The organism is Halobacillus sp. HZG1 (genome assembly GCF_035818575.1).
Classification (GTDB): domain Bacteria; phylum Bacillota; class Bacilli; order Bacillales; family Halobacillaceae; genus Halobacillus; species Halobacillus litoralis.
Map to the genome: position 1 here is coordinate 1 of NZ_JAYLVQ010000059.1, position 19311 is coordinate 19311.

A 19311-nucleotide genomic window follows, 5' to 3' on the forward strand; every position below is an offset into this window, starting at 1 on the left:
AGCAGGAGCTCTCAGCTTTTATGGAAAAATACAACAATAGAAGAATCAAATCTAAATTAAGGATGAGCCCGGTTCAGTTCCGCGATAAATATCAAGCAACAGCTTAACTACATAGTGTCCAATTTTATGGGGTCAGTACACTGCGTCCTGTGGGGTCTCACCCTGCACTTTTTTCCCGCAGGAGTCTCGCCATTCCCCTTCGCCCCTTAATCAAGTATGGTTCTCGAAACCACTACTTAAAATCAGCTTGTATGGATATGGGAAGTGAATGATTTAAACTCTACCTCGTTGACGTTTAGCATACGCAAATGCTGGATAGAACGCACTATATGCCCGCATAGGGGAGAAGAATTGGAACATTACTTATGAATACAGGTGTTCGAATCATCCACTTCCCTCAACCATTCAAGCTGACCCTTTTAGAAGTGGTTTCGAGACACTTATAAGGTCAAGGGGCGGAGCGAATCGTTTCCCGGAGCCCCTAGAATTACAAAAAAGTATCGAAACTGAGTCTTCCACTAAAGGGCGCGTTAGTGGAGTATGTATGATTAATTATTTGAAATATTAAGAAAAATTGCTATAATAGAATTGGACAAACTGAACAGTCGCTCATTAAAAAGGAGGTCCTAATATGAAAAGAGAAGAACTGATTGCTCCTGAAAGATATAATGTTGTTTCTGAAATGGAGAAATACGCGAGAGAAACAGGGAGAAAAGCTTTGTTATGGTTAAATGAACAAGGTGACCAGAAAGAAGTTACATATGAAGAGTTAATGAAAAATGCGAATAAAATTGGAAACGCTTTCCTTGAACGGGGATTGAAGCAGGGAGATAAAGTACTCGTCATGATTCCTCGCTTGATTGAAGCTTATCAAGTGTATATAGCCGCTCTTAAAGTAGGACTTGTCGTTATTCCAAGTTCTGAAATGCTGAGGACGAAAGATTTGCAGTATAGAATTTCTCACGGAGAAGTGAGCGGGGTCGTCAGCTATCACCCTTATACAGATCAGTTCCATGGCGTTCATGAGTTTGATGAGTTAATCACTTTTTCTGTAGGTGGGGCGAAAGAGAAATGGTATGATCTTGATTCTCTTATGGATGACAATAGTGAAGAGTTGTTACTTGCTGATACTTCAAGAGACGATATGGCTTTCCTTTCTTACACATCTGGTACAACAGGTAACCCGAAAGGTGTTGTTCATACACATGGGTGGGGGTATGCCCATTTAAAGACAGCTGCTGATAAATGGTTGGCGATCCAAGATGGAGATACGGTTTGGGCAACAGCTGGACCTGGCTGGCAGAAGTGGATTTGGAGTCCGTTTCTTTCGGTGCTCGGAACAGGGGCTAAAGGTTTGATTTATCAAGGGAAGTTCGATCCCAAAAAATATTTAAGCATGATGGATGAACATAATGTGAATGTTCTTTGTTGTACGCCAACGGAATATCGTTTAATGGCTAAAGTTGATAATTTAGTTGATTATAAATTAAAAGGACTGCATAGTGCGGTTTCTGCTGGAGAGCCGTTAAACCGTGAAGTCATCGACACGTTCCAAAAACATTATGATGTAACAGTACGTGATGGTTACGGTCAGACAGAAAATACACTTCTCGTCGGAATTATGAAAGATATGGAAGTGCGCCCTGGGTCAATGGGTCGTCCAACACCAGGGAATCAGGTCGAAATCATTGACGAGATGGGTGTGCCTGTAGAGGCAGGTGAAGTAGGAGACATTGCAGTACACCTTGATACTCCAGCTTTATTTAGGGAGTATTATAAAGATCCTGAACGTACGAAGATGTCCCGACGAGGCAACTATTACGTGACAGGTGACCAGGCTAAGATGGATGAAGAAGGTTATTTTTGGTTTGAAGGCAGGAGTGATGATATCATCATCAGTTCAGGTTATACCATCGGCCCGTTCGAAGTGGAAGATGCTCTTGTCAAACATGAAGCTGTCCAGGAATGTGCTGTTGTTGCAAGCCCTGATGAAGTTCGAGGAAATGTTGTAAAGGCCTATATTGTCCTTCAGCAAGGTTTTGAAGGAAATGAAGAATTGGTCTCAGATCTACAAAATCATGTAAAGGAACTGACAGCGCCTTACAAGTATCCTAGAAAAGTGGAATTCATTCAAGAATTGCCGAAGACGACATCTGGAAAAATACGAAGAGTGGAGCTTCGCCAAAAAGAGAAAGTGATGAAATAAATAAAACACAACAAACCTGAAGGTCGAGAAAGGCCTTCAGGTTTGTTATGCTGAAAAGGAATTTTTTAGAAAAGGAAGTGAAGAGGGACAGATGATTCGAAGTGTAAAGCTTGAAGATGCGGAAGGGCTTGTCCCCTTAATGGATGCCCTAGGTTACCCATCAAGTAAAGAACAGATGAAATACAGATTGGAAAGTATATTAGTTAAAGAACACTACCAAACCTTCGTCTATGAGGCGAATGGGGAACTGCTTGGTATGATTGGAATGACCTTCAATGAAGCCTACCACACAGATGCCCCCCACGTGAGGGTCATCGCTTTTGTTGTGTGTGAGACAGCACAAGGAAAAGGGATAGGAAGGATGCTTATGGAAAAGGCTGATGAATGGGCAATCACTAAAGGAGCGAAAACCATCATGTTGAATAGTGGAAATAGAGCGGACAGAAAGAAGGCACATGATGTCTATCATTCCTTTGGGTTTGAAGGAAAAGCGACAGGTTTTTATAAACCCCTCGGCTAAAAATAATCTTAGATGTTTAGACCATAATAAACACATGGAAATAATTTAGAAGGAGGGTGGAGTGCGGATGAAAATCAGACTGGAAGTTACATATAAAACCCCGAAGAAAACAGAAGCATTTTTCAGGTCAGAAGAGATGAACATTGGACAGGCCTTGCTAATAACCGAAGATTTAGAAAAAACAGGACGCGCCAAATCCATTACCTTTATCGACGATTATGATACAACATGGAAGCGAAAGGATCTCCAAAAATATTTGGATGATCTTGAAACCGAGCCTCATGATATTACTGTCTATTTTGATGGCGGATATGATATAAAAGAGCGTAAGGCAGGCCTTGGGTGTGTCATTTATTATATTCAAAGCGGGAAAGCGATGCGTTTAAGAGTAAATGCCCTTGTTGACGAACTGGATACAAATAATGAGGCGGAGTACGCGGCCTTACATTTAGCCATTCAAGAATTGGATTTTATGGGAGTTCATCATATTCCTGTTCGTTTCGTAGGAGACTCTCAAGTGGTGATTAATCAACTGAACGATGAGTGGCCTACGATGGAAAAGGCTTTAAATAATTGGGCTGACCGTATTGATGAAAAAATAAAGGAGATGGGAATTGCCCCTTCCTTTGAAGTTATTTCAAGGAAGGATAACGGGGAGGCTGACCGACTTGCTACACAAGCTTTAAAGGGAGTAAAGGTGACAAGTCGATCGGAGTTGGAATGAAAAAAAAGCCGGTGGATATCCACCGGCTTTTTTTCTATTTAAGGATGAATAGTAACCGGCGTTCCTATTGGAATCGTCCTTGCTAACTCTTCCACATCTTTATTAAACATGCGGATACATCCTTTGGAAACAGCTTTTCCGATTGAGGAAGGATTGTTTGTCCCGTGAATGCCATAATGCTGCTTGGATAGACTCATCCACATCGTCCCGTAAGGACCACCAGGATTTGGAGCTTTGTTGATTATGAAGAAGTTTCCTACAGGGGTCGCTGAAAGTATTTTTCCAACGGCAATAGGAAACTCTTTTTGCAAGGCGCCATTTTTATACAATCGCAATTGCCGTTTGGTTGTGGATATATCAATTCGATAAGGTATGGTATCTGGGTTCGGAAAGCCTGGAATGTTAATTTGTTGCCCTGGAAAAATCATATTCGGGTTTGCGATTTGGTTTGCTGCAAGAATATCCCTCAACGGTGTACGATAATCTCTTGATATTTGTGCCAATGTTTCCCCTGGTTTTACGGTATGGATCATCCCTGTCCCCCCTTTAAAGATGGTTAACCTATTTTATGTAGGAATTCAGGGGACTTTCCCATCAATTATTCTGTCAAAAGAAAGGACCTGACACAGCCGGTCAGGTCCTTATTGTTCATTTCGATCTTATAAGACGATGGTTTTATTTTTATGAACGATGACACGATCCTCAAGGGCCCATTTGACGGCTCTGTTCAGCACGCTGCGCTCAATCAGCCGCCCTTTTTTCTTGAGGTCATTCACACTGTTTCTATGATCGACTCTAATCACATCCTGTTCAATGATTGGTCCTTCATCAAGGTCGTCGGTCACATAATGGGAGGTGGCACCAATTAACTTGACCCCACGTTTGTAAGCTCGTTTGTGCGGGTTAGCACCAATGAATGCGGGCAAGAAGGAATGGTGAATGTTGATGATTTTGGATGGATGACTGTCTACAAACTTAGGAGTGAGGATTTGCATGTATCTGGCTAGGATAATCAAATCGATATTGTATTCTTCCAACAAATCCAGCTGTTTTTCTTCTACCTCTTCCCGGATGTCTTTGTTTGCCGGAATGTGATAAAAAGGGATTCCGAAAGACTCGACAATTTCTCTTGCAGATTCATGGTTACTGATAACAAGCGCAATGTCCGTTACGAGGTCCCCACTCTCCCATTCATATAAAAGCTCACGCAAGCAATGAAGTTCCTTGGATACAAAAATAGCCGTGCGCTTCAATTCATGGAGAAAAGTCATTCGCCAGGTCATTTCGAATTGTTCTGCAAGGGTGTGAAAACCTGCTTTCATCGTTTGCTCTCTGGACTTCATATTTTCTGCTGCGAATACGATGCGTAAGAAAAAGGTTCCTTCTTCATGATCTGTTGTAAATTGATTTGATTCCACGATGTTTGCCCCATGTTCGTAGAGGAATGTCGAGATACTGGAAACGATTCCTGGCTTATCTGGGCAACTGACGAGTAAGCGTGCTTTATCCTCATTCCTGGTCAAGTAATGTTGAATTTGCTGGTTGGTCGAAGTCATCAACACTCATCCTTCCTTATTATTTTCCCCATTATAGTCGAGTGAAAGCCGTTTGGAAAGCAGCCGTATGTTTCGAATTGGGAGAATTCGGATACATTCACCATGTAAGACGTGATATAAAATTTCTTGATATAAAGGAGAAATGAAAATGCGTAACTATTTGAAGCATTATATAAACGGTGAATGGGTAGAGTCCACCGGCAATGAAACAGAAGATGTAATCAATCCTGCTACGGAAGAAGTCATTGGTACCATTAGTCTTGGTACGAAAGAGGATTTAAATAAGGCGGTTCAGGCGGCACGTGATGCTTTTCCATCTTTCTCTCAAACCTCTAAAGAAGAAAGAATAAAAATGCTTGAAGACATAGCTGCAGAATATGAGAACAGAAAAGAAGAGATTATCGAGACAATTACACAAGAGTTGGGTTCTCCAAAATCCATCTCAGAAAACGTACATTACATGATGGGATACAATCATTTTTCACAAGCCGCAGAATCATTAAGAGATTTCTCATTTATTGAAGATCGTGGAGGCCACACGGTGATGAAGGATTCCGTAGGTGTCAGTGGTTTAATTACACCATGGAATTTCCCAACAAACCAAATTTCAACAAAAATTGCCAGTGCTTTTGCTGCGGGAAGCCCCGTAGTCGCCAAGCCGGCAGAGTTGACCCCTTTTGCGGCTATTATTTTAACTGAAATCTTTGATAAGGTCGGCGTACCAAAAGGAGCATTCAACTTAGTGAATGGATCAGGTTCTGTCATCGGTAATGGTATCAGTTCACATCCAGATATTGACTTTGTATCCTTTACAGGTTCTGGTGCTGTAGGTCAGAAAATCATGGAGAATGCATCTGAACGCATTGCTAACGTTGCACTGGAACTGGGAGGTAAATCTCCGTTAGTCGTGCTTGAAGATGCTGATGTTGAAAAAGCAGCAAGGGCCGCTGTCAGCCATATTGCTACAAACAGTGGACAGGTTTGTTCTGCTGCCACAAGGGTACTTGTACCTTCATCTATGAAAGATTCATTTGAAGAAGCTGTTAAAAAAGTACTTCCTGAATTCCCTGTCGGGGATCCTCAAGGAAATAATCATATTGGTCCATTGGTTTCTAAAAAGCAATGGGATACTGTTCAATCGTATATTGAAAAAGGACAGGAAGAAGGCGCCACTCTTCTGGTAGGAGGAACAGGGAAGCCTGATGGATTAGATAAAGGTTATTATGCCAAACCTACCGTATTCACAGATGTGAATAACGATATGGTCATCGCGCAAGAAGAAATCTTCGGACCTGTCACCTGCTTGATCACGTATGACACGATTGAAGAAGCCATTGAACTTTCCAATGATGTGAAATATGGACTTGCAGGCTATGTCTTTGGTGAAGATGAACAGACCCTGGCAAAGGTTGCATCCAGCATCCGAGCGGGCCGAGTGAAAATCAATGATGCGGAAGCAGACTTTGCCGCACCATTTGGTGGATATAAACAGTCTGGTATTGGAAGAGAATGGGGCGATTATGGTATTGAAGAATATTTAGAAGTGAAAACAGTCTTGGGCTATCCAAAGTTATAAGAAAGAAAAAGGCGGAAATCTGATTCCGCCTTTTTTCTTTGTGAAAAAGGAATTATTTTGAAAAGATGAAACCTCGCCCTCATTTTATGCGTATACAGGATAGATGCAGACGCATGGAATTTGTGAAGAGGTGGGGGAATGAGAAAGAAATGGTTCATATTTGGTAGTCTTATCCTTGTCGTGTTTTTTGCCTACATATACATCGATCAAAGGTATTTTTTTAATCCTATGGTTTTCAACCAGGATCATATTACTCCCTATCATTGGACTGAATATGAAAGACCTGTCACAATTACCTACTATGATTTAGAAACAGAAAGGACAACATACAAACTGGAGCAGGAACAGGAGGTCCGAAAGTTCCTGGAAGAAATGAAAAACAGTCCGCCATTGAAAGAGTCTTCCTTAACTTCCTTAACCTCAGAAGTAGAAGGTGCACTTAAGCTTTCGTGCGAAGGAGATACCTTGTTAGAGGTGTTTTTCTATGAAGGTTATTGGGAAATCCTCCGTGACAGTGGCACAATGTATGAAATGACTAAGGATCTTAAGGGAATAATCGAAACACTCTAGCCAGTTGGAACAGCTGTTCCAGCAGGCTTTTTTTATTTTTCCATCCTGCCATATGGTTTTATAAAGAGGGAGGAAGATTGGAAAGGGGGCACTGTATATAGATGTTTTGGTTCTTTTCCTTAGGGATGAGGTTGTAATATACTTGGAAAGGATAATGATAATAGAGGATGTAAAGGAGGTTGTGATCCATGAATAAATGGTTTACACATATTTTTAATATTATCGTCGGCATTCTGATTTTAGCCGAAGGTGCCGTCTATATTTTCATGAACAATAAAGATGGGGAATTCCATTTGCGAAGCATTATGATGACAGCTCTATTATTTTTAGCGTGGGGCATGTCCTATCGAAAACAACTGACTAGTGAAAATCCAAGTGCGTGGTTAATAGTCACCATCATCATCTTGGTTCCTATGATTCTTCCGTGGTTGTTTTTCATTTAGCTTCAGGCAAGCCATTTGAACAGCCCCATACCCCCAAACACTAAGGCGGACACTAAGTAAATGTAACCGATGGCTCTGTGTTTTCCTTCCTCACTGTTCGTTTCGACGGTCCCTGCAAAAACTAAAAAAAGCACACCGATGATATATAATGTTATTTCAACTCCGGAAAAGGGAGAAGATTTGAATGTAAGCCAACCTTCCACGGGTAAGGCTGTGAAGAGTGGGAAGTATAAAGGATTTATAAAATCATCCCACTTTTTCTTCTGTTCGGACACGATTTCCCACCTCATCTCTGTGGTATCTTTCATTTAACTTTCCACTTTTTCTTTATTTTTGTCAAATAACGACAGGAATCGTGTTAATTTTTTACTAGATAGGGTATTGAACATACATCCCCGTTTGCCTTCTGTCTTTACACTTGTTAGAATAAAGCTCGTGTTTTTCTCCGGTACATAACCTCGCAAAGCTGAATGAATTACCTCACGCAGAACAAACTAAATCAAGAAGAAGTGGAAAGGATGTATGTCATTTGAAAACAAAATTAATCGATTGGCCAACTTTTATCGGTGCTCTGGTGTTGTTGCTGGGTGTCACGTTACCACTAATTATCTTCCCAGATGCTGGTAAAGAAGTTGTATCACAAGCTAATACGTTCATGACGAAAAACTTTGGTGTCCTTTATATGATTATGGGCTTTGTTATTTTCGCTTTCCTTGTTTATGTGGCTTTTAGTAAAAATGGATCGATTAAACTAGGGGATGAAGGTGAAAAGCCTGAGTTTAATACATTCTCATGGGCAGCCATGCTATTTGCCGCCGGGATCGGTTCCAGTATTTTGTACTGGGCGGTTATTGAATGGGCTTATTACTATCAAGGACCTCCATTTGGAATTGAGCCAGAATCTAAAGAGGCGATTCAGTGGGCATCAGCGTATGGAATTTTTCACTGGGGTCCGATTGCTTGGGCGATTTATACATTGCCAGCTCTGCCAATCGCTTATTTTTATTATGTGCGAAAAAAACCTGTCCTTAAAGTAAGTGAAGCTGTCCGACCGGTTTTAGGTGATTCGGTTGACGGTCCTCTTGGAAACGTTATTGATGTTTTATTCATGTTCGGTTTATTGGGAGGCGCAGGCACGACCCTTGCTCTCGGGACACCTATGATTGCTGAGGGTATCAATAGTTTAACAGGTATCCCTGCAAACTTAGGTATGAAAACAGCCATTATGTTATTGTGTACGTTGATTTTTGCCATCAGCTCTTACTCCGGGCTGAAGCGGGGAATCAAAGTTCTCAGTGATGTAAACTTGTGGCTGTCAATTTTCTTGCTTGCATTCATCTTTATATTTGGACCGACACGGTTCATTAGTGAAACAACATTTAACTCGTTGGGGATTCTCGCGGACAACTTCTTTAAGATGGCCACATGGATGGAACCTTTTGGAAACCTAGGCCAGTTTGAAGAAACGGGATTCCCAGAGTCCTGGACGATTTTCTATTGGGCCTGGTGGCTTGTTTATGCTCCTTTTGTTGGGTTGTTTGTTGCACGTATCTCCAGAGGACGGACCATTCGTCAGATGGTACTTGGAACAATGGTCTACGGAACACTAGGTTGTATCCTTTTCTTCGGAATTATGGGGAACTTCGGTCTTTACATGCAGTTAACAGGGCAGTTCGATGCAATTGCGTTTATGGATGCGAATGGTGCCCCTGCGACCATTATTGAAATCATCAACCAGCTTCCGTTAGCGAAGTTCATGGTACTGGTCTTTACAGTGCTTGCGATTATTTTCCTTGCCACAACATTTGATTCATCTTCTTACATTCTGGCTTCAGTCGTGCAGAAGAATGTAGAAGGGGAACCTTTGCGTTGGAACCGTCTGTTCTGGGCTTTTGCTTTGTGCTTAATGCCGCTTTCTCTCATGTTTCTTGGTGGATTAGGGACGTTACAGACGGCGAGTATTGTAGGTGGGTTCCCTCTGATTGTAATTATGTTCTTACTCGCATGGTCGTTCATGAAAGCCTCCAACACAGATATTAGAGAATCGGATGATTATGAACCAAGCACGATTCATATTAAGCGTTGGAAAAACCGCAAGAAGAAGAAAAAACGCTCGGCTCTGGAAGCCCTCGAAGATAAACCTGATCAAGACTAATGTGAAAAGAGGTTCCCCTGTGTATTTTGGGGAACCTCTTTTATTATGCTTTGGGGTAAGCATCAGATGGGAAGATAGGAACTTGCAGAACACACTTTAAAATCACCGCTGTCTATTAAGAACTGCTGCAGAAGGTGCAGGTGATCTCCGCCGATGAGAACGAGAATGCGGTCGTTCTTCCCGGATATTCTTGATATATTGGCGGCAATCGCCAAATCACGATGATGCCACTGCTTTAGCCAATGGACCCCCACTTGATGCTGTCGGTCACCGACTCGTGCTAACTTCATATAGACCCTTTGAAGCTCTTTCCTATATTCTGGATCATTCACATATTGAAGAATGCTTTTTATAGTTTCATTGTTTTCCATCGACTTGAGTCGTTTTTGAACTTCCATGATTTCATTGAACAAGGAAGGTTGATGTTCTTTCGCCCATTCAAAGACTTGGTTTAATGTCGGCTTGGACATGTCTACCACTTCATCAATAGGGTGAATGGAAGGTAGATCCAAGTCATCGGCAAGGCGAAAAGCAAATTGTTCGACTTCATCGAAGGTGGGCGTGAGGGTGTTATTCCTAAAAGCTTTATATTTACGATCCAGCTCTTCTTCTATTAAGAAAGGTTTTTCGACGGTAATTTTCGTAGGCTTGAATTCTTTCAGTGAACGAACAATTTCGTGTATTTCCTCCTGTTGTTCATTGACCATTTCAGGATTCATGGACATATGAAAAGTTCCAACGAGTAATATTTCCGGTTTGGTCAAATAAATCTCCCTTTCATTCTGTGATTATGTGATTTTAAATGCAGGGAGGACTTCTTCTCCCAGCTCTTGCACCACTTCCTTCACAGGTCTTTTATTTTGGGATAAACCGAACATTAAATGATTAACGCCGATGGAACGATACTGCTCAATCAAATCCATCAATCCGTTTCTCCCTACTTTATATCCGGCGGGTATTTTTTCAATAGGAGCATCCGGATTTTCTTCGAGCTGCAAAGGAAGTGGCATAAAGAACGGACGGAAGGCTGATTCGCCGTGGTAATGCTTCACTTTTTCTCTGTACTGAGAGATCGTTTCTTTTTGCTGGGTGGGCCGTTGGGGGTAAAACATCCATCCATCTCCATGTTCAGCAACCCAGTCTAGTGTCTGTTGGCAATAGCCTGTCATAAAAGTAGGAATGCGCTTTTCGGGCTTTGGTACAATGTTTGAACGATTCATCTTGCCGAAAGAAGAGCGAATTTCCGGAAATTCATTGTATATGGACTCATTGAAAACATGGAATGCTTCTCTGAACCATTCACTCCGCTCCATAATAGGGATATCCAGCCCTTCAAAGTCTTTTCTTCGATCTCCTGAAGAAATCCCGAACATCAGTCGCTCAGGAAAAAGTTTTTCAATACTCGCTACTTCTTTTGCTGTCCTTAAAGGATGGCGGAGTGGCATGACCAGGGCCGCTGTCCCTAAGTTGATTTTTTTCGTGTGGGCAGCAAGGTACGTTAAGTAGATCAAACTATCGAAAATCTGCCCTGTCGCCGGGTCTTCAAACGTTGGATCTTCTAATAGAACGTCCTGGAACCAAAGAGAATGAAAGTTTAGTTCTTCAGCTAGTTGCGCCATTTGTATTTGATTGTTCATCTTTGGAGGGGACTGGTGATAATTTTCTATGGGAATGGTCAAGCCGAATGTGATTTTGTTTGGTTGCAGCATGCGTTGATACCCGTGATGGTCTTGAAACAAACGGAATCCTCCTTCACTTTAATCGACTATTTCCTATTATAATGAGAAATTCCCTGGAAAACTAACCAAAAAGGTTACACATAAAGCAGAGTTACTCAACTAATTGGCAGGATTGTTGAAGACTCAGTTTCGAGACTTTCCAGGGTCCGTTTCCCGGGTTGAGCGTCAGGGGTGGCTGGAAAGCGAGCTTATATAAAGGACGGGCTAATAAAAAAAGCTCCCGTAGGATGGGAGCTTGTAGGATGATTATAATATATAGATGGTTAGATAGAGAAGAACGGTTAGAATCGTCGATCCTCCTGCAACACTTGCAATCTCCGTGGCATCGTATTCAATTCTTTTTTTCATAATAATTATCCCCTTTCGAATGACTGGTATTAAGAACAGAGCGGACTAATAAATACATTCTACTTAGTAATACGATTGAATACTTAGAAAAGTTTCATTTGTATTACAATAACATATCAAAAACATTTCAACCAAATATGACAAAATATGAGGGATATGGGAAACTGAGCGATATAAGAGAAGGTTAGAAAATTCTGATATAATGGTATAGGACCTTTTAATGGAAGAATCTACATAGAAGAAAGGGGAAGTCATCATGGGAACTTATGCATTGACTTGGGATTTAGACTCCATTTTCCAAGGAGGAAGTGATTCAGAAGAGTTGAAGGATTATGTAAGGAAAACCGAACGATATATGGATGATTTGGAGGCAGCCATTCGTACGTTTACACCTCCAAAAAATACAGATCAAACAGAAGAACTCAACAAAATTGTAGAGGTTTTGCAGGTAGTATCTAAGCAATTGAGTGAATTCGGGGCCTTTGTGAGCTGTTTAAGTGCACAAAATGTCCAGGATAAAAAAGCAAGCATGTGGCAATCGAAAAGAAGTGAGTTGGGTGCGCGTTTAGGTAACGCTCTAACTGAAATGGACCAGGTGTTTGTTCAAGTAGATGATGATGTATGGAAATCCTTATTGAATCAGGCCCCTTTTAAAGCCATTTCTTTTGTTTTGAATGAGAGGCGTTCTCTTGCAAAGGACAAATTAGAAGTAGGAAAAGAATCTCTTATCAACGACTTGGGCGTGGATGGTTATCATGCGTGGGGACAAATGTATGATGCCCTTGTCGCGAAGTTATCCATTGAGATGAACGGGGAAAAGTTATCTGTGGGACAAGCATCTAATCGCCTGGACAACCCGGACCGTTCGGTGAGGAAAGAAGCGTTTGATAAACTGCAGGAAACTTGGGGAGAGGCTTCGGACTTGTTCACGGAGACCTTAAATCATTTGTCCGGTTTCAGACTTCAGACTTACAAACACCGCAAATGGGAGAATGTTTTAAAAGAGCCTCTCGACTACAATCGAATGAGCGAAAAAACACTGGATGCCATGTGGGAGACGATTACGGAATATAAAAATCATTACGTTCCCTATATGAAAAAGAAAGCAGAGAAGTTAGGGCTTGAACGTTTGAGCTTTTATGACGTAGAAGCCCCCTTCGGAGAGGCCGATCAGAAAATGAGCTTCCAAGAAGGAGCAGAGTTCATTATCCAACAGTTCAGGAAGTTCAGTCCTAAAATGGCGGATTTTGCAGAAATGGCTTTTGAAAAAAGGTGGATTGAAGCAGAGGATCGCTCTGGAAAACAACCGGGTGGTTTTTGTACAAGTTTCCCCGACAGTGGGGAAACAAGAATTTTCATGACGTATTCAGGTAGTCCGTCCAGTGTAGCCACACTAGCGCATGAACTTGGTCATGCTTATCATCAGCATGTCATGAATGAATTACCCGAACTGAATCAAGGATATGCGATGAACGTTGCGGAAACAGCTTCGACGTTCGCAGAAATGATTGTAGCGGATGCGGCTGTTAAAGAGGCGTCTACGGAAGCTGAAAAAATGGTTTTACTGGAAGATAAAGTCCAGCGTAGTGTCGCTTTCTTCATGAACATCCATGCACGGTTCTTATTTGAAACGCGTTTTTATGAAGAGCGCAAGCAGGGGGTCGTTTCAACAGAGCGGCTGAACGAGTTGATGACAGAGGCCCAGCGAGAAGCTTACGTACACACGTTAGATGAATACGATCCGACCTTCTGGGCTTCCAAGTTGCATTTCCACATCACAGATGTCCCTTTCTATAACTTCCCATACACCTTTGGGTATCTTTTCAGCATGGGAATCTACGCGAAGGCCCTTGAAGTTGGTCCAGCGTTTGAAGATCGCTATATCGCCTTGCTGCAGGATACAGGAAGGATGACTGTGGAGGATCTTGCGAAGAAACATTTGGATGTAGATTTAGAAGAGAAAGATTTCTGGGTGCATGCATTGGAATTGTGCCTTTCTGACCTTGAGTCATTCATGGATTTAGTTTAAGAGGAGGAGAGAACGATGGAAGAAAAGTTGATCCCGCAAGAAGAAAAGGAACAACGGGTTTCACAGTTAGACGGTTGGAAGCTTACGGATGAAAAATTCATTGTTAAGCGGTACCGGTTTGGTGAATTCCTGACGGGCGTCCAGTTCGTCAATCATATCGCTGAGTATTCTGAGGATATTCAACACCATCCATTCATCAGCATTGACTATAAAATGGTGACCTTGAAGCTTACTTCCTGGAATGCCAAGGGGCTCACAGAACTTGACCTCTCCTGTGCGTTGAAATATGATGAACTCTATGATTCAATCAAATGAAAAGAAGCCGCTCCTTTCGGGAGCGGCTTCTTTTATGATGAGGCTTGGTCTAACGACTTCACTTGTTCATCTGTAAATAAGGGGGAGTCTTTTGCTGGCATGGCAAGACACTGGATTTCCTTTTCTGTGAACGGGTGAATCAACGTAAGCCTCGCAGCATGAAGAGCTTGTTTGTAATCGATGCTTCCTTTTCCTCCGTACATTTCATCCCCTAGGAGCGGGTGGCCGATATGACTCAGGTGGACTCGGATTTGGTGGGTCCTGCCGGTTTGTAACTGTAATTTCACTAAAGAAGCATCATAAGAGCCTTCGTATGAGAGAACTTCGTAATGCGTTTCCGCATGCTGGCCCCCTTGCGAGACTCTTCTTCTTACAGGATGGTGGCGGTCTTTACCAATCGGTTGCTCGATTTTGCCGTGACGTGGTTTCAGCTTCCCGTGTGCCCAAGCTAAATACGTTCTTTTAATTTTACGCTCTTGTAACTCTTTTCCGAGCATGGCAATAGCAAGATCATGCTTAGCAAAAAGGATGGCTCCCGAAGTATCCCGGTCCAGACGATGGACATATTTCGGCGTTGCCTCAATGCCATTCATTTGAAAATAAAAAGCTACTCCATTTACAAGAGTATCATGGTCATGAGGTGTATTCGGATGTGTGAACACACCTGCAGGTTTATTGACTACCAGCATATGATCATCTTCGTAGATGACGTCAATATCCATATATGTCGGGGTAACTTCCAGTGTTTGCGGGCGAAAAAGCCGGACGCGAAGAATGTCACCACTATTGACTCTTGCCGTTTTCCAATGAGGGTTTTCATTGTTTAAAGTTACTTCTTTGTTGGAACGGAAACTATGCATCAACTTTCTTGGTACATTCCATTCCTTCTTCAGAATTTTTTCGACCGTAAACCCTTCCCACTGATCAGGGATGATGACCTCAAGCCAATCTCCCATACGTTTCGTCTTCATTTCTACACCTAATTTCCTAAAATACTGAATACCCGGGGCGTTAATCGTACATATTGGTACCAGGTACGAACTGCCCTATATTGTACTCTTTCCTGCACCGTTTACGCAATAACCTCTATGTTGTACCTGGTGCACCTGGGAATAAATGGGGGGTCAGGCGTAAAAGGTAAGACTATAACAGTGGAGCTGCTAGCTAGTTAACAGGGTGCACTTAGACTCCTGATGTTAACGATATGTAAAGCTGGTATCTATGGTAATAGAACTATGTTATAATAGAAGGGTTGAATAATTTGTGATACGAAAGAGGTGTGTGCTTCATGCAACACAGAGACGATATTCGTAATATAGCGATCATCGCGCACGTTGACCACGGAAAAACAACATTGGTCGACCAAATGCTTCACTATTCCGGAACTTTCCGTGATAACGAGCATGTCGATGAGCGCGCTATGGACTCTAATGATTTGGAAAAAGAACGCGGCATTACGATTTTAGCCAAAAATACCGCCATCAATTATAATGATGCGCGTATAAATATTCTAGATACACCGGGTCACGCTGACTTTGGTGGAGAAGTGGAACGTATTCTCAAGATGGTTGACGGTGTACTTCTTGTAGTTGATGCTTATGAAGGCTGTATGCCTCAAACACGTTTTGTGTTGAAAAAAGCATTGGAACAAAAATTGACACCGGTTGTCGTTTTGAATAAAATCGACCGCCCGAATGCTCGCCCGGATGAGGTTGTCGATGAAGTTCTTGATCTGTTCATCGAGCTTGGCGCTGATGATGAGCAGCTGGAATTCCCAGTCGTTTATGCTTCTGCATTAAACGGAACTTCAGGAGATGAACCAGAGGATCAGCAGGAAACAATGGATCCGATTTTCAAATTGATCATGAACAACATCCCTGCTCCCGTAGATACAAAAGAAGATCCCTTACAATTCCAGGTGACGCTGCTTGATTACAATGATTATCTTGGCCGTATCGGAGTTGGGCGTGTCTTTAATGGCTCAATCAAAGTAGGCCAGCAAGTATCCTTGATGAAAAAGGATGGATCGGTGAAGAATTTCCGTGTTTCTAAGTTGTTCGGTTTCATCGGTTTGAAACGTGTTGAAATCGAAGAAGCCAAAGCGGGAGATATTATTGCCCTTGCTGGCTTGGAAGATATCAACGTCGGAGAAACGGTGTGTCTACCTGAACACCAGAATGCGATGGAAATCCCTCGTATTGACGAACCAACACTACAAATGACATTCCTTGTTAACAACAGTCCGTTTGCCGGGCGTGAAGGTAAATATGTAACGTCCCGTCAAATCGAAGAGCGTTTGATGACACAACTTGAGACGGATGTCAGCCTACGTGTCGATCCAACAGATTCTCCGGATGCCTTTACGGTTTCAGGACGTGGTGAACTTCACCTTTCCATCCTAGTGGAAAACATGCGTCGTGAAGGTTATGAACTTCAACTTTCCAAGCCGAAAGTTATCCTGAAAGAGATCGACGGACAAACGTGTGAACCGGTAGAACGTGTTCAAATCGATACTCCTGCCGAATACCAAGGTGCGGTTATGGAATCGATTGGTTACCGTAAAGGTGAAATGCAGGACATGGTCAATGATGGGAATGGTCAAGTCCGTCTTGAGTTCTTAGTACCATCTCGTGGTCTGATTGGTTATTCCACAGAGTTCATGACGCAGACACGCGGCTACGGAATCTTGAACCATACCTTTGATGGCTATGCCCCACTTGTAAAAGGTCAAGTCGGTGGACGTCGTGAAGGTGTTCTGGTTTCTCTTGATAAAGGGAAAGCCTCCACTTATGGAATCATGAACCTTGAAGATCGCGGAACCATTTTCGTTGAACCTGGTACAGAAGTGTATGAAGGAATGATCGTTGGTGAACACAACCGTGAAAACGATCTTACCGTTAACATCACAAAAGAGAAACATTTGACCAACATCCGTTCAGCGAACAAAGATACGACGAATACAATTAAGAAAACTCGTCAAATGACGCTTGAAGAAGCCATTGAGTATCTTGATGATGATGAATATTGCGAGGTAACACCTGAAAATGTTCGTCTTCGTAAAAAATACTTGAATAAGAACGAACGTGAAAAAATGGCGAAGAAGAAAAAGCTTCAAAATACAGAAGTTTAAAAACAAAGAAAGCCCGGGGCCTATTGGTAGGCCCCGGGCTTTCTTTGTTTTTATTGGACTACTTCGAGCATCTCTTTTTGATGTCCGTGGATCTCTTCTGCAGGTTTCTCATAGTGAATGTTGATGGTGTATGAACCAGTTTCAGGGAATGTATAATTCGCTGTGTACTCTCCAGGTTCCTCTTCTTCGGCATCGATGTAGGTATGTTTTTCCATTAAATCAGAACTAATTTCGTAGCGTACAAGTGCTTCTGAAAAAGGCTCTTCCATATGGTTGATATGTGCTGTCAACGTCGATGTTTCTCCAGCTCTAAAAGTCTGCTCTGTCATCAAGTGGACCATAAACTTCCCACTGCTATCTCCATGGTCGTGCCCACTGGCTTCTGCCTGTTGTCCGACTGCCACTTCGTTTTGCGGCATCGTGTGAAGGTCTCCAACCTGAGTATGGGCGATGACCTGGTATGTGCCTTCTTTATCAAAGCTGTAGTTGATGGTATAAACTCCATCTTCTGTATGCTTTGCTTTAATCGTGTCAGATGAATCCTGTCCCTCTTCACTGTACCAAATCTCAAATTCCACATACTCTGCATCCGGGACAGGCTCTCCGCCCTGAGTGACAATTGCTTGAATAGTGGTATCGTCGTTTGCAGGGAGTGGCTCATGCTCGAAATTCACTTGTACTTCAGGAATTTCAGCCACCTTGTTATTTTCCTCAGCGGCGGTGGAATCCTGTTCGTTATTATTTGAAGAACAAGCACTGATTACAAGTAAGAAAATAATGGATAATAATACTTTTTTCATATGGCATCTCCTTTATCTGTGTATTGGAGCCTTTAGTTGTCCAAACCTACAATTAGGATATCATTTAAAGCTTTGACATTCCTGCTTAATTTTAGACTATCTTGTGACAATACATGAGGAAAAAAAAGAGAGGGAGCTGTTGGAAGCTTCCCTCTACTTGACGTTGTCGTTATTCCAATCATACGTATAAAAACGTTCGTCTGTCACCCATTTTAATGCTTCAGGGTCATTGACTTTGATGCCTTCCTCAAGCATCTCAAGCATTCTTGCTGTTTGAGAAATGTGAGCACGCATCGCTGCCAATTTTTCATTCTGCACGGAGCGAATGTCATTGATGACATCCGGCTGTCCCAATTTCTCTTCTGTATCATTGGCAAAAGCTACGGCGTGAAACTTAGGTCGATCTTTTTCATCCATTTCCCTCAATGCGCGTACGACTGCGCGTGCCGTCGCTTCATGGTCAGGATGGACAGCGAATCCAGGATAGAAACTGATGACCAAAGAGGGTTGCAGTTCATCCACCAAATGGCGGACCATGTCTTTCATTTCACGATCGTCTTCAAATTCAAGCGTCTTATCTCTCAACCCCATCATTCGAAGGTCTTCAATGCCCATCGCTTCGGCAGCTTTAACTAATTCTCTCTTTCTGATTTCAGGAAGGGACTCTCTCGTTGCAAACGTAGGTTTTCCGAGATTGCGCCCCATCTCTCCAAGCGTGAGACACGCATAGGTAAGGGGAGTTCCTTGTTTTATATAAGAGGAAATTGTCCCGGAAACTCCGAACGCTTCGTCATCGGGATGCGGGAAAATAACGAGTACATGTTTTTCTTGTTCGATCATATTCTTTCACTCCTTCAAGAGGATCACTAACCTACATTATTGCTTAAATCAGAAAAAATGAAAAGTCATTTGTTTATAAGCTTTTCTCATTCCATCAGTTATTATTTACCTAACGCTCCCTTTAGTGGAAGACTCAGTTTCGAGACTTTTGTGTAATTCTAGGGGCTCCGGGAAACGATTCGCTTTCCATGGGGCGGGCGGTGAGCCTCCTCAGGCTACGCCTTCCGGGGTCTCACCTGTCCCACATGTCCCATGGGAGTCTCACCGTTTCCCTCCGCCCCTTGACCTTATAAGTGTCTCGAAACCACTTCTGAAAGGGTCAGCTTGAATGGTTGAGGGAAGTGGATAATTCGAACACCT

At 42.4% G+C, this 19311-nt stretch carries 19 protein-coding genes; 11 read left to right on the plus strand and 8 right to left on the minus strand.

Going from position 1 to position 19311, the window contains the following annotated elements:
- Positions 1-20: 20 nt before the first annotated feature.
- The 4 genes from VKA52_RS20785 (at position 21) to VKA52_RS08770 (ending at position 3450) form a co-directional block, all read left to right on the plus strand.
- On the plus strand, positions 21-107 hold the full coding sequence (locus VKA52_RS20785; protein ID WP_442788813.1) for an IS3 family transposase: 87 nt from the start codon (positions 21-23) through the stop codon (positions 105-107).
- Positions 108-631: 524 nt separating this feature from the next.
- The gene (gene mbcS, locus VKA52_RS08760; RefSeq protein ID WP_326315184.1) at positions 632-2206 is read left to right on the plus strand and encodes an acyl-CoA synthetase MbcS; all 1575 of its coding nucleotides are present in this window, start codon (positions 632-634) and stop codon (positions 2204-2206) included.
- Positions 2207-2297: 91 nt separating this feature from the next.
- Entirely contained in the window at positions 2298-2726 is a 429-nt protein-coding gene (locus VKA52_RS08765; RefSeq protein ID WP_160917062.1) for a GNAT family N-acetyltransferase, read from the plus strand.
- 67 nt (positions 2727-2793) lie between these two features.
- Entirely contained in the window at positions 2794-3450 is a 657-nt protein-coding gene (locus tag VKA52_RS08770) for a reverse transcriptase-like protein (protein WP_160917060.1), read from the plus strand.
- 38 nt (positions 3451-3488) lie between these two features.
- Here VKA52_RS08770 and VKA52_RS08775 read toward each other — a convergent pair whose 3' ends face one another.
- Entirely contained in the window at positions 3489-3983 is a 495-nt protein-coding gene (locus VKA52_RS08775; protein WP_326315187.1) for a L,D-transpeptidase family protein, read from the minus strand.
- A gap of 126 nt (positions 3984-4109) precedes the next feature.
- Positions 4110-5006, minus strand: a complete 897-nt coding sequence (gene purU / locus VKA52_RS08780; protein ID WP_160916360.1) for a formyltetrahydrofolate deformylase — start codon at positions 5004-5006, stop codon at positions 4110-4112.
- A 148-nt stretch (positions 5007-5154) separates the two neighbouring features.
- Here purU and VKA52_RS08785 point away from each other — a divergent pair, with 148 nt between their 5' ends.
- The 3 genes from VKA52_RS08785 to VKA52_RS08795 all read left to right on the plus strand — a co-directional run bounded on the left by VKA52_RS08785 (position 5155) and on the right by VKA52_RS08795 (position 7595).
- Complete coding sequence (locus VKA52_RS08785) at positions 5155-6582, plus strand: aldehyde dehydrogenase family protein (RefSeq protein WP_160916362.1); 1428 nt, start codon at positions 5155-5157, stop codon at positions 6580-6582.
- Positions 6583-6720: 138 nt separating this feature from the next.
- The gene (locus VKA52_RS08790; RefSeq protein WP_326315189.1) at positions 6721-7152 is read left to right on the plus strand and encodes a hypothetical protein; all 432 of its coding nucleotides are present in this window, start codon (positions 6721-6723) and stop codon (positions 7150-7152) included.
- A gap of 188 nt (positions 7153-7340) precedes the next feature.
- On the plus strand, positions 7341-7595 hold the full coding sequence (locus VKA52_RS08795; protein WP_160916365.1) for a hypothetical protein: 255 nt from the start codon (positions 7341-7343) through the stop codon (positions 7593-7595).
- A gap of 2 nt (positions 7596-7597) precedes the next feature.
- Here VKA52_RS08795 and VKA52_RS08800 read toward each other — a convergent pair whose 3' ends face one another.
- Positions 7598-7903 (minus strand): hypothetical protein, encoded by a 306-nt coding sequence (locus tag VKA52_RS08800; protein ID WP_160916367.1) that lies wholly within the window; start codon positions 7901-7903, stop codon positions 7598-7600.
- 221 nt (positions 7904-8124) lie between these two features.
- Between VKA52_RS08800 and VKA52_RS08805 the strand changes: the two genes are divergently transcribed.
- A complete protein-coding gene (locus VKA52_RS08805; protein ID WP_160916369.1) occupies positions 8125-9750 on the plus strand; it encodes a BCCT family transporter in 1626 nt (541 codons plus the stop codon).
- Positions 9751-9812: 62 nt separating this feature from the next.
- Here the strand turns inward: VKA52_RS08805 and VKA52_RS08810 are convergent, their stop codons facing one another.
- Together VKA52_RS08810 and VKA52_RS08815 are read right to left on the minus strand one after the other, a co-directional pair.
- On the minus strand, positions 9813-10514 hold the full coding sequence (locus VKA52_RS08810) for a DUF5694 domain-containing protein (RefSeq protein WP_326315191.1): 702 nt from the start codon (positions 10512-10514) through the stop codon (positions 9813-9815).
- A 24-nt stretch (positions 10515-10538) separates the two neighbouring features.
- A complete protein-coding gene (locus VKA52_RS08815) occupies positions 10539-11459 on the minus strand; it encodes a TIGR03571 family LLM class oxidoreductase (RefSeq protein ID WP_326315201.1) in 921 nt (306 codons plus the stop codon).
- A gap of 634 nt (positions 11460-12093) precedes the next feature.
- Between VKA52_RS08815 and VKA52_RS08820 the strand changes: the two genes are divergently transcribed.
- Positions 12094-13866 (plus strand): M3 family oligoendopeptidase, encoded by a 1773-nt coding sequence (locus VKA52_RS08820; RefSeq protein ID WP_326315193.1) that lies wholly within the window; start codon positions 12094-12096, stop codon positions 13864-13866.
- Between the two features lie 15 nt (positions 13867-13881).
- Positions 13882-14181: a 4a-hydroxytetrahydrobiopterin dehydratase gene (locus VKA52_RS08825; RefSeq protein WP_326315195.1), complete on the plus strand. Its 300-nt coding sequence runs from the start codon at positions 13882-13884 to the stop codon at positions 14179-14181.
- A gap of 32 nt (positions 14182-14213) precedes the next feature.
- Here the strand turns inward: VKA52_RS08825 and VKA52_RS08830 are convergent, their stop codons facing one another.
- On the minus strand, positions 14214-15152 hold the full coding sequence (locus VKA52_RS08830) for an RluA family pseudouridine synthase (RefSeq protein WP_326315197.1): 939 nt from the start codon (positions 15150-15152) through the stop codon (positions 14214-14216).
- 317 nt (positions 15153-15469) lie between these two features.
- Here VKA52_RS08830 and typA point away from each other — a divergent pair, with 317 nt between their 5' ends.
- Entirely contained in the window at positions 15470-17311 is a 1842-nt protein-coding gene (gene typA, locus VKA52_RS08835; protein ID WP_160916378.1) for a translational GTPase TypA, read from the plus strand.
- A 50-nt stretch (positions 17312-17361) separates the two neighbouring features.
- On the opposite strand, the gene VKA52_RS08840 is transcribed toward typA, so the two are convergent.
- Together VKA52_RS08840 and bshB2 are read right to left on the minus strand one after the other, a co-directional pair.
- Entirely contained in the window at positions 17362-18111 is a 750-nt protein-coding gene (locus VKA52_RS08840; protein WP_326315199.1) for a FixH family protein, read from the minus strand.
- A 153-nt stretch (positions 18112-18264) separates the two neighbouring features.
- Positions 18265-18951, minus strand: coding sequence for a bacillithiol biosynthesis deacetylase BshB2 (gene bshB2, locus VKA52_RS08845; protein ID WP_160916382.1), 687 nt, complete (start codon positions 18949-18951; stop codon positions 18265-18267).
- Positions 18952-19311 lie beyond the last annotated feature (360 nt).